This is a genomic window from Lysobacter enzymogenes, assembly GCF_017168095.1.
GTDB lineage: Bacteria > Pseudomonadota > Gammaproteobacteria > Xanthomonadales > Xanthomonadaceae > Lysobacter > Lysobacter enzymogenes_D.
The window spans coordinates 1-10717 of the sequence record NZ_LXSD01000110.1; the positions used below are offsets into that span (position 1 = coordinate 1).

Sequence of the window (10717 nt, forward strand, 5' to 3'; positions counted from 1 at the left end):
GGCCGACGCGCCACCGGCCGAGCCGGCGCACGCCGCTTCGCCCGAGCCGGCACCCCTCGACCACGCCGCTGCGCCGCAAGCGCCGGCCGCCGAGCCCCACCCGGATCACCACGGCGCCTCGCAACCCGATTACCGCCCCTCCACCGCGCAGACGCCGAACGATGAGCGACGCTGATTCCCGCTCCGGCGATCCCGACGATTACTCGCCCGAGCCGCGCCTGCTCGATCATCTGATCGAACTGCGCGCGCGCCTGCTGCGCGGCGTCGCCGGGCTGATGGTGGTGTTCCTGGGCCTGCTGCCGTTCGCCAACAAGCTCTATCACTTCCTGGCCACGCCGCTGCTGGCCAAGCTGCCGGCCGGCAGCCAGCTGATCGCGGTGGAAGTGGCCTCGCCGTTCGCCGCGCCGTTGAAGCTGGCGTTCTTCGCCGCGCTGATGATCTCGATGCCGTGGCTGCTGTACCAGGCCTGGGCCTTCGTCGCGCCGGGCCTGTACAAGCGCGAGAAGCGCCTGGCCCTGCCGCTGCTGGTGTCGGCGCTGGTGCTGTTCTACGCCGGCTGCGCGTTCGCGTTCTTCCTGGTGTTGCCGTCGGTGTTCGGCTTCCTGGTCAAGGTCACGCCGGTCGGCGTGTCGATGATGACCGACATCAACGCCTACCTCGACTTCGTCCTGGTCCTGTTCCTGGCCTTCGGCATCAGCTTCGAAGTGCCGGTGGCGCTGGTGATCCTGGCCCTGCTCGGCTGGGTGACGCCGGCCCAGCTCAAGGAAGCGCGCGGCTACGCCATCGTCGGCATCTTCATCATCGCCGCGGTCATCACCCCGCCCGACGTGGTCTCGCAGCTGATGCTGGCGATTCCGATGTGCGTGCTCTACGAGCTGGGCATCATCGCCGCCAAGTGGGTCGCCAGCGAGCGCGAGCGTCCGGCCGACGACGCGCACGGATCGTGAGCGCGCCCGGCGCGGCGTCGCCGCCGGCCGGGTTCTGGCCGCGTTACGCGGCGTGGTCGCTGGATGCGGTGGTCGTCGCCGCGTCGATCACGCTGCTCGGCGCCGGTGTGTGGCGCGAACGCCTCGCCGCGCTCGATCGGGCCTACGCCGCCTTCAATGCGCGCATGGCCGAGGCGATGTCGGCCGCGGCGCTGGACGATCTGGATTTCGGCGGCCTCGCCGGCCGTTTCGGCGCCGATCCGCAGACCCACGCCGCCGCGGTCGCGCTGCTGTCGGCGCTGACCGCGCTGACGCTGGGCTGGCTGCTGGCCTATGCCGCGTTCGGCCTGGTCTACGAAACCGTGTTCGTCGCGTTCACGCCGTGGCGCGCCACGCCCGGCAAGCGCGCGCTGGGCCAGCACGTGGTCGCGCGCGACGGCGGTGCGCTCGGCCCCGCGCGCACGGTGCTGCGTTATCTCGCCGGCACGCTGTCGTGGCTGACCCTCAACATCGGCCATCTGCTCGCCGCCGCCAAACCCGAGCACCAGGCCCTGCACGACCGCGTCGCCGGCGCCAGCGTGCGCGGCCCGGCGCGCATGCCGCCGTGGGCCTGGGCGTGGCTGGTCGCGCAGGTGGCGGCGGCGCTGGCCGCGTGCGTGTGGCTGATGTGGACGCTGCAGGCGGGGCTGGAGAACGCGCTGTACGGCGGCGCGCTGTAGCGCCGCGCGGCGCTCAGGCTTCGAACCGGTCGTGCTGCGCCGGCGCCGGCGTCGCCGCGGCGTCGCCGTCCTCGGCGAACACATCGCTCCAGGCGTAGTAGCAGGTGCCGCACATCACCACCAGGAACACGGTGCCGTAGGCGGCGAACAGCAGCCACGCCAGCAGATGGCCGAGCATCGGCGTCACCGCCGCGCCGAGCATCGCCACTACCAGCGCGGCGATGCTGACCATCAGCCCGGCGATCATCGCCCCGAGCATGAACAGCATGGTCGCGAACAGGTACGCGCCCAGGTTCCACAGCGACGCGCCGAAGCTGCGCTTGACCGCGTCCGACAGGCCCAGCCCGGAGAACATGATCTGCGGCACCGACACCAGCACCACCGCGGTGCTGAAGTAATAGAACAGCAGCTGCGCCAGCGCGACCAGCGCCGGCTGCTCGGCGGTGGGCACGGTGGTGATGCGGCCGGTGATCGCGCCGCGCACCATCTCCTGGTACTGCGGCCAGTAGTCCGCGCCGGTGGCCCACACCAGCAGCGAGCCGCAGATCAGCGCCAGCGCGATCTGGATCATGCCCAGCAGCGCCAGCGGCAGCGCCTTGTGCAGGCGCAGCGGCGCGAACAGGTCGCGCGCGCGGGTCGGGCGGCCGTTCTCGGCTTCGCGGATCACATGCATCAGCCCGCCCAGCAGCACCGGCAGGATCAGCACCGCGGCCAGCGCGGCCAGGGCCACTGTGGTGACCGCGGTTTCGAAGTCGGGCGCCTCGCCGAACTGCAGCGGCAGGGTGAACACGACCATCAGCAGGTACAGCACCGCGATCAGCAGCAGCGCCGCGCCGAAGATCGCGCGCGGGTTGCGCCGGCCCAGGTTGATCGCGCGCATCAGCCATTGCGCGCCATGGGTCAGCGGCACTTTGCGGATCGGCAGGCTCATCGGCTCGGGCTCATCGGATCGGGGCCGGGCACGACGTCCCGGGCGGAAAAAGGCCGTGCCGGCGCGGACCTGCCGGCGCCGGCGCGCTCAACGGCCGTGCAGCGCGCGCGCATGGCCGACGAACCGGCGCAGCACCCGGCGCGCGTGCGGCGCGGCGCTGATCTCGCGCGCGACCGTGCGCGGGCACAGGCCCTCGTTGCGCAGCGCGTCCTGGCGCGCGCGCACGTAGCCGCGCATGTGGCCGGCGCTGAATTCGGGATGGAACTGCACGCCCCAGGCGCGTTCGCCCCAGCGGAAGGCGTGGCAGGCGTCGTGGGTGGAGCGCGCCAGCACGGTCGCGCCCTCGGGCGCGCGCAGCACCGTCTGCAGGTGGGTGGCCTGGGCCGGGAAGCTCGCCGGCAGCCCGGCGAACAGCGGGTCGGCGGCAGCGGTGGGGTGAAGTTCGAGATGCACGGTGCCCATCTCGCGCCCGCCGGGATGGTTGCCGACCTCGCCGCCGAGCGCATGCGCCAGCAACTGGTGGCCGTAGCAGATGCCGAACAGCGGCAGCCCGGCGTGGGCGGCGTCGCGCAGCCACTGCGCGCTGCGCTCGCTCCAGCCGGCGCGGTCGGTGACCATCGCGCCGGAGCCGGTGACGATGGCGCCGGCGAAACCGTCGCGGCCGGGCAGTTCGTCGCCGGCTTCGACATTGACCACCACCGCCTCGTCCCGGCCCAGGCCGGCGGCGACGCGGATCCAATGCGGAAAGCCGCGGTGGCGGCGCATGGAGGGGACCGGCTGGCCGGTCTCGAGGATCAGGAAGGGCGGCTTCACGGGGCGTTGGCGGGCACGGCGGGGGGAGCGCCAATAATGGACCGACAATGGGGGCAAAGTCCTGAAATTACAGGGCTCGCCGCTATACTAACCCGCTTTGCCGCAGCGCAGACCAGACCATGAGCGCGACCGACGCACCGCCCACCGCGATCACCTTCCAGAGCATGATCCAGCGCCTGAACGCCTATTGGGCGGAGCAGGGCTGCGTGCTGATCCAGCCGCTGGACCTGGAGGTCGGCGCCGGCACCTTCCACCCGGCCACCTTCCTGCGCGCGCTCGGCCCGGAGCCGTGGAACGCCGCCTACGTCCAGCCCAGCCGCCGTCCCACCGACGGCCGCTACGGCGAGAACCCCAACCGCCTGCAGCGCTACTACCAGTACCAGGTGGCGATGAAGCCCAGCCCCGACAACATCGTCGAGCTGTACTTCGACTCGCTCAAGGCGCTGGGCGTGGACCCGCGCGTGCACGACCTGCGCCTGGTCGAGGACAACTGGGAATCGCCGACCCTCGGCGCCTGGGGCCTGGGCTGGGAAGTCTGGCTCAACGGCATGGAAGTGACCCAGTTCACCTACTTCCAGCAGGCCGGCGGCATCGAGTGCAAGCCGGTGCTCGGCGAGATCACCTACGGCCTCGAGCGCCTGTGCATGTACCTGCAGAACGTCGACAACGTCTACGACCTGATCTGGACCTACGGCCCGGACGGCACCCCGGTCACCTACGGCGACGTTTACCACCAGAACGAAGTCGAGCAGAGCAAATACAACTTCGAACACGCCAACGTCGACGAGCTGTTCCACCGCTTCGACGCCTGCGAAGACGAGGCGAAGAAGCTGATCGAGCTCGGCCTGCCGCTGCCCGCCTACGAGCAGGTGTGCAAGGCCAGCCACAGCTTCAACCTGCTCGACGCGCGCCGCGCGATCAGCGTGACCGAGCGCCAGCGCTACATCCTGCGCGTGCGCCGCATCGCCCAGGGCGTGGCCGAGGCTTACTTCGCGCAGCGCGAGAAGCTCGGCTTCCCCGGCCTCAAGCAGCCGCGCAAAGCCGAAGCCGCCTGACGCTCCAAAGCCCCTCTCCCGCTAGCGGGAGAGGGGTTGGGGTGAGGGCAAGCACACCCAGAATTTTCCCGGCGCCGTCCGCAGGACGCGCGGCGACACCGCAAAGGCCACCGCATGAGCACGACCCAACCCCTCCTGATCGAACTGGGCACCGAAGAACTGCCGGTCAAGGCGCTGCCGGGCCTGGCCCAGGCCTTCTTCGACGGCGTGCTCGATGGCCTGCACAAGCGCGGCGTCGGCTTCGACCGCAACGGCGCCAAGCCGCTGTACACGCCGCGCCGACTGGCCGTGCTGCTGAGCGCGGTCGACACCCGGCAGCCCGAACAGCGCAGCGAAGTGCTCGGCCCCTACCTCAACATCGCGCTCGACGCCGACGGCCAGCCGACCAAGGCGCTGCAGGGCTTCGCGGCCAAGGCCGGGGTCGAGTGGACGCAGTTGGAGAAGACCAGCGACGCCAAGGGCGAGCGCTTCGTCCACCGCGCGGTCAAGCCCGGCGCCGACACCGCCAGCCTGCTGGCCGAGGTCGTGCGCGAGGCGCTGGCGGCGATGCCGATTCCCAAGCCGATGCGCTGGGGCGACCACGACTACGGCTTCGCCCGTCCGGTGCATTGGCTGGTGCTGCTGCTCGGCAAGGACGTGGTGCCGGCCGACGTGCTGGGCGTGAGCAGCGACCGCATGAGCCGCGGCCACCGCTTCATGCACGACAAACCGGTGTGGTTCAGCGCGCCGCAGGACTACGTCGAATCGCTGCGCGCCGCGTTCGTGCTGGTCGATCCGGACGAGCGCCGCGAGCGCATCGTGCGCGAAGTCGAGGCCGCGGCCAGCGCCGGCGGCGGCCGCGCGCGCATCGACCAAGGCATCCTGGAAGAGGTCAACGGCCTGACCGAATGGCCGGTCGCGGTGGCCTGCGGCTTCGAACGCGAATTCCTCGCGGTGCCGCCCGAAGCGCTGATCGCGACGATGGAGGCCAACCAGAAATTCTTCCCGGTGCTCGACGCGCAGGGCCAGTTGACCGAGCGCTTCGTCGGCGTGGCCAACATCGAAAGCCGCGACCCGGGCGAAGTGCGCAAGGGTTACGAGCGGGTGATCCGCCCGCGCTTCGCCGACGCCAAGTTCTTCTTCGACGAAGACCTCAAGCAGGGCCTGGCGTCGATGGGCGAGGGGCTCACGACGGTCAAGTACCAGGACAAGCTCGGCAGCGTGGCCGACAAGGTCGCGCGGGTGACGGCGCTGGCGCAGTCCATCGCCGCGCAGGTCGGCGCCGACCCGCAACAGGCCGCGCGCGCCGCGTCGCTGTCGAAGAACGACCTGCAGTCGCGCATGGTCAACGAATTTCCGGAACTGCAGGGCATCGCCGGCCGCTATTACGCCAAGGCGGCCGGCGAACGCGCCGACGTCGCCGATGCGATCGACGAGGCCTACATGCCGCGCTTCGCCGGCGACGCGATCGCGCCGTCGATGCTGGGCCGCGTGGTCGCCATCGCCGAGCGCTTGGATACGCTGGCTGGCGGCTTCGCCGCGGGGTTGAAGCCGACCGGCAACAAGGATCCTTTCAGCTTGCGGCGCAATGCGTTGGGTTTGGCGCGTACCTTGATCGAAGGGCGCATTGATATTGACTTGAGTAAAGCTCTGCAAAACGCGAGCGAAGCTGAAGGATTCAAGCAAGCGCTGCGCGGTACCATGGCTGCGGAACAGAAGGCGGCAAACGCGCTAAAGAGCGCTGACTTGCGAATCGAGCCGGGATCTAGCAGTGACCCCAACATGGCCGCGGCCAACGCCGGAAATGTCGAATCCTTCGTGATTGATCGTCTGCGGAGCTATTACGCAGACCAATCGGTTCCTTCGCTGCAGTTTGATGCGGTTGAAGTGCTGTTGATTTCGTTGCCAAAATTGAATCTGTATGACTTCGATCTTCGACTGAAGGCGGTTGCCGAATTCGCCAAGCTGCCCGAAGCCGAGGCCTTGGCCGCCGCCAACAAGCGCAGCCGCAACATCCTCAAGAAGGTCGAAGGCGACGTGCCCGACGCCATCGATGCGGCGCTGTTCGCCGAACCGGCCGAGCGCGAGCTGGCCGAAGCGGTCGACGCCGCCATCGCCGACACCGATCCGTTGCTGGCCGGCCGCGACTACGTCGCCGTGCTCGGCCGCCTGGCGCGGCTGCGGCCGCAGGTGGATGCGTTCTTCGACAAGGTCATGGTCAACGTCGACGACGCGGCGGTGCGCAACAACCGCCTGGCCCTGCTCAAGCGCCTGTCCGACCGCTTGGGCAGCGTGGCGGCGATCGAGCATCTGTCGATCTGATCGCGGCGTTCGCGGCGCAACAAAAAGGCCGGCATTCGCCGGCCTTTTTTTGTCTGTGCGAAACCGCAGCGGCGCGCGTCGGACAAAAAAGAGGGCCGGCTTGCGCCGGCCCTCCTTCATCAGCTTCGGCGAAAAAAACTCGCCGTTACCTGCGCATCAACGGAACTTGTAGTTGACGCCCACGTAGTACGCGCGGCCGATGGTGTCGTACACGGCGGAGCCGAAGCCGTTGCCGTACATCGCCAGCGGCGGATCGGAGTCGAACAGGTTGGTGACGCCGCCGTAGACGTTCCAGCCGGTGTCGGCGAAGTCGTAGGCCACGCGGATGTCGTGGACCACGCCCGAGCCGGCCTTGGCCGGGGCCAGGAAGAACGGATCGTTCTTGTAGGTGTCCCAGTCGGTCTGGCGGGCGGTGCCGGAGACGTAGCGGGTGTTCCAGCTGCCCGACCAGTCGCCGTACTGGTAGTTCACGCCCAGGTTGGCCTTCCACTTCGGATAGCCCGCCGCGCCCAGGTACTCCACCTTCGCGCCCGGATCGTTCTGGAACGGGTAGTCGGTGTAGTTGAGGGTGCGGGTGGCGTCCAGCTGCCAGGACATCTTGCCGCCGAACAGGTCGTGCGTGTAGGTCGCGCCGATGTCGACGCCGTCGGTTTCGCGGGCCGCGATGTTCTGGTAGATCGCGGTCACGAACGCGATCTGGCCGTCGGCGCGGCGGCGCACGTTGGAGCAGTAGATGTTGTTGATGCCGCCGGGGGTGTCGACGCAACGCTGCGCGGTCTGCTCGAAGTCCAGCAGCGAGATCGCGTTGCGCAGCTTGATCTTCCAGTAGTCGACGTTGAGGCTGAAGCCTTCCAGGAAGGTCGGGGTGAAGACGAAACCGTAGGTCCAGGTGCGGCCGGTCTCCGGCCCGAGGTTCGGGTTGCTGCCCGACAGGCCTTCGTTGGTGCCGGTGACCTGGTCGGTGAAGTTCGCCGGCAGACCCAGCGCGGCGCAGTTGGCGGCGCGCACGGCCGGGTCGCTGCCGCGGCCGATCTGCTGGGCGTCGCAGGGATCGTCGATGAAGCCGAAGTTCTGGCTCTGGCCGCCGAACAGCTCGCCGATGTTCGGCGCGCGCACCGCCGAGGAGGCGTTGCCGCGCAGACGCAGGCTGTCGTTGATCTGCCAATCCAGGTTGTAGCGCCACGCGCGGGTGTTGCCGATGGTGTCGTAATCCGAGAAACGGATCGCGCCGCCGAGGGTCATGTTCTTGATCAGCGGCAGGTCGTGCAGCAGCGGCACCGCGGTTTCGATCCACAGCTCGCGCACGTTGTAGCTGCCGCGCGAATCGGGGATGGCGTTGAGGAAGGTCAGGCCCTGCTTGTCCAGCGGATCGTTGATCTGTTCGCTGGTCTCGCGGCGGTATTCCAGGCCGGTGGCCAGGCTGACCGGACCGGCGGGCAGTTCGAACAGGTTGTTGTTGACCAACGAACCGCCAGCGACGAACTGGGTCAGGCGGGTCTTGCTGGTGGTGGTGACGTTGAACCAGTCGCGCGCGGCCTTGCTGATCGCGCCGTCGCCGAAGATGCTGAACGGCACGCAGTTGGCGATGGTTTCCGGCGACAGCGTGATGCCGAAGGTGTCGTAGTTGGTGGTGACCGCGGTCGGGTCGATCTTCGAGCGGCAGACGATGTTGCCGTTGGTGTCCTTCACCGCGTCCAGGCCCGCGTAGAAGCGCTCCAGGTAGCGGTTGTTGAGGTTGTGCCGGGTCTCGGTGGTGCGGCCGTAGTTGACCGAGGCGTCGTACTGCCAGTCGCCCTTGCTGCCCAGCACGCCTTCGGCGCCCAGGACCAGGCGCATGGTCTTGCGCTTGGTGTCTTCGCCGCGCAGGCCCGAATCGAAGTCGTCGCGCGAGACGACGAAGCCCTGGCCGCCGGTCAGCGCGTTCAGCGCCGGAGAAACGTAGGCGTTGTCCGCTTCGATGAAGTGGCCGCCGTAGGTGCCCCAGGTGTTGAACGCGGCGGTGCCCGCGGACTTCACGTTGGCCTGGTTGTACAGGCCTTCCATGTACAGGCGGTGGTTTTCGGTGAGGTCGAAGCTGCCGGCCGTGTTGAACGTGGTGCGGTCGTACTTGGGCTGCAGCTGGTTGGAGCGGTTGCTGTCGTTGTGGTCGCAATCGGTGCAGCGGCGGCGGCCGGTGTCGCGCAGGCCGTCGATGCGCAGCGGACGGTAGGTGCCGTCCGGATTGAACACGTACAGGTTGTTCGGGTTGCTGAAGCTGCCGGTGCGCGAGAACACGCCGCCGGTGGTGAACTCGTAGGAGCCGCCGTTCCTGAAGTACGAACGCGAGTACTTGCCGCCCGGGGTGTTGATCGTGACCAGGTCTTCGTTGCCGAAGCGGTCGCGGAACTCCAGCGAATCCTGGCGCGAGTGCTCGAGCGAGGCGGCGATGTTGCCGCGGTCGTCGGCGAAGTTGGTGCCCGCGGTGACCGCGAACAGCGACTTGCCGAAGCTGCCGTGCTGGCTGCTGCCGTACTGGGCGTGCAGGTTCACGCCTTCGTACTTCTTCTTGAGGATGAAGTTGATCACGCCGGAGACGGCGTCGGCGCCGTACACGGCCGAGGCGCCGCCGGTGATGATTTCGACGCGCTCGACCCAGTCGGCTGGAATCAGGTTGGTGTCGACCGCGGTGTCGCCGGCCGATGCGCCGACCATGCGGCGGCCGTTGACCAGGACCAGGGTGCGCGCGGTGCCCAGGTTGCGCAGATCCTGCATCGCGACGCCGGCGGTGCCGATGTAGCGGCTGGAATTGCCCATGGTGAAGGAGGTGGCCAGCGCCGGCATCGTGGTCAGCACGTCGCCGATGTTGACCGCGCCGGTGGCCTTGATGTCCTCGGCGGTCAGCACGCTGACCGGCTGCGCGGAGACCACGTTCGGGTTGGAGATGCGCGAACCGGTGACGGTGACCGTTTCGATCTTGGTGATGGCTTCGCCCGAATTCGAGGCGGCCTGCTCTTGCGCGTACGCAGGCGCGGCCATGCCGACCAACGCGGTGCACACCGCGACGGTGAGGTGCTTTCTGTTCACGAAGTGGACTCCTGGAATGTGCAGTGACATTGCTTCCCTACCTAAAAACTTCCTTGCTGGAAGAGGGTGGGTGATCGTTATTTAGGAGAGACCCCGAGAGATCGGTCCGCAGCCCCCTGCACGACCGATCAGTTTCCCCTGACACCGAAATTACGTCTTCTTAACGCCGAGTGCAATTAACCTGAAACCTGTCAATTGAATTTTTGTAAGCAAGACAAGCCGTTAGAGCGAACTGTGCGGGCTATCTCATTGATTCATCTAGGCCTGGCTGCAGGGGTTGTGTAACCGGGCGGGGGGGGCGCGCGATGCAGCCAGAAACGGCAAAGCCGGCGCTGGGCGCGGGGAAAGCCGCGAGCCGGGATCGGCAAGCGGCCGGGCATGGCCGGCCGATCGCGGCGCTCTGAGGCAGGCGCTGGCCCTGTGCGTCCGCGCCGCGGCCGCGCTTGCGCGGCGTTGACTGCGCAGCCGTTAATCTGAACGCGCACCCCGAATTTTCGTAAGCAATACAAGCCGTTACCGGTTATTCTGCGAGCTATGCCATTGATTCCCCGTCTCTTTCTCGCCGGCGCCTTGAGCCTCGGGGCCGCCGGTGCGGCTCAGGCGGCCAAGGTCGACAAAGTCGAAATCCACGGCCTGGACGAGGCGATGACCCAGAACGTGCGGGTGTCGCTGTCGCTGGTGGACAGCATCGGCAAGGAGGTCTCCGGGCGCCGCCTGGGCTATCTGCTGCGCGAGGCCGAGAACGAGACCCGCGAGGCGCTGGAGCCGTTCGGCTACTACTCGCCGACAATCACCGTGGTGGACTCGCGCGGCGACCGGGTGAGCTCCCCGGCCCCCGGCGCCGACGCGCCCAACGCACCGGGCGAGCGCGACGACGCGGCCGGCGATGCCGCCGCCGGCGACGCGGCC

General features: G+C 68.3%; 8 protein-coding genes. 5 read left to right on the forward strand and 3 right to left on the reverse strand.

The features are described from left to right. The first annotated feature begins 161 nt into the window (after nt 1–161). Together tatC and A7A76_RS03215 are read left to right on the forward strand one after the other, a co-directional pair. A complete protein-coding gene (gene tatC / locus A7A76_RS03210; protein ID WP_206409841.1) occupies nt 162–947 on the forward strand; it encodes a twin-arginine translocase subunit TatC in 786 nt (261 codons plus the stop codon). After that, entirely contained in the window at nt 944–1645 is a 702-nt protein-coding gene (locus A7A76_RS03215; RefSeq protein WP_206409842.1) for an RDD family protein, read from the forward strand. Before tatC ends, A7A76_RS03215 begins: the two co-directional genes overlap by 4 nt. 13 nt (nt 1646–1658) lie before the next feature. On the opposite strand, the gene A7A76_RS03220 is transcribed toward A7A76_RS03215, so the two are convergent. Next, nucleotides 1659–2576, reverse strand: coding sequence for a hypothetical protein (locus tag A7A76_RS03220; protein WP_074871757.1), 918 nt, complete (start codon nt 2574–2576; stop codon nt 1659–1661). Between the two features lie 87 nt (nt 2577–2663). Further along, the gene (locus A7A76_RS03225; protein ID WP_343225268.1) at nt 2664–3389 is read right to left on the reverse strand and encodes a glutamine amidotransferase; all 726 of its coding nucleotides are present in this window, start codon (nt 3387–3389) and stop codon (nt 2664–2666) included. A gap of 119 nt (nt 3390–3508) precedes the next feature. Here A7A76_RS03225 and glyQ point away from each other — a divergent pair, with 119 nt between their 5' ends. Both glyQ and glyS read left to right on the forward strand, forming a co-directional pair. Beyond that, entirely contained in the window at nt 3509–4444 is a 936-nt protein-coding gene (glyQ, locus tag A7A76_RS03230) for a glycine--tRNA ligase subunit alpha (RefSeq protein WP_206409843.1), read from the forward strand. 114 nt (nt 4445–4558) lie between these two features. Next, entirely contained in the window at nt 4559–6745 is a 2187-nt protein-coding gene (gene glyS, locus A7A76_RS03235) for a glycine--tRNA ligase subunit beta (protein ID WP_206409844.1), read from the forward strand. A 156-nt stretch (nt 6746–6901) separates the two neighbouring features. Here the strand turns inward: glyS and A7A76_RS03240 are convergent, their stop codons facing one another. Beyond that, nucleotides 6902–9808: a TonB-dependent receptor domain-containing protein gene (locus A7A76_RS03240; protein WP_206409845.1), complete on the reverse strand. Its 2907-nt coding sequence runs from the start codon at nt 9806–9808 to the stop codon at nt 6902–6904. A gap of 540 nt (nt 9809–10348) precedes the next feature. On the opposite strand from A7A76_RS03240, the gene A7A76_RS03245 reads away from it, so the two are divergent. Then, the coding region (locus tag A7A76_RS03245; RefSeq protein WP_428995074.1) for a POTRA domain-containing protein at nt 10349–10717 on the forward strand (369 nt) is incomplete at its 3' end.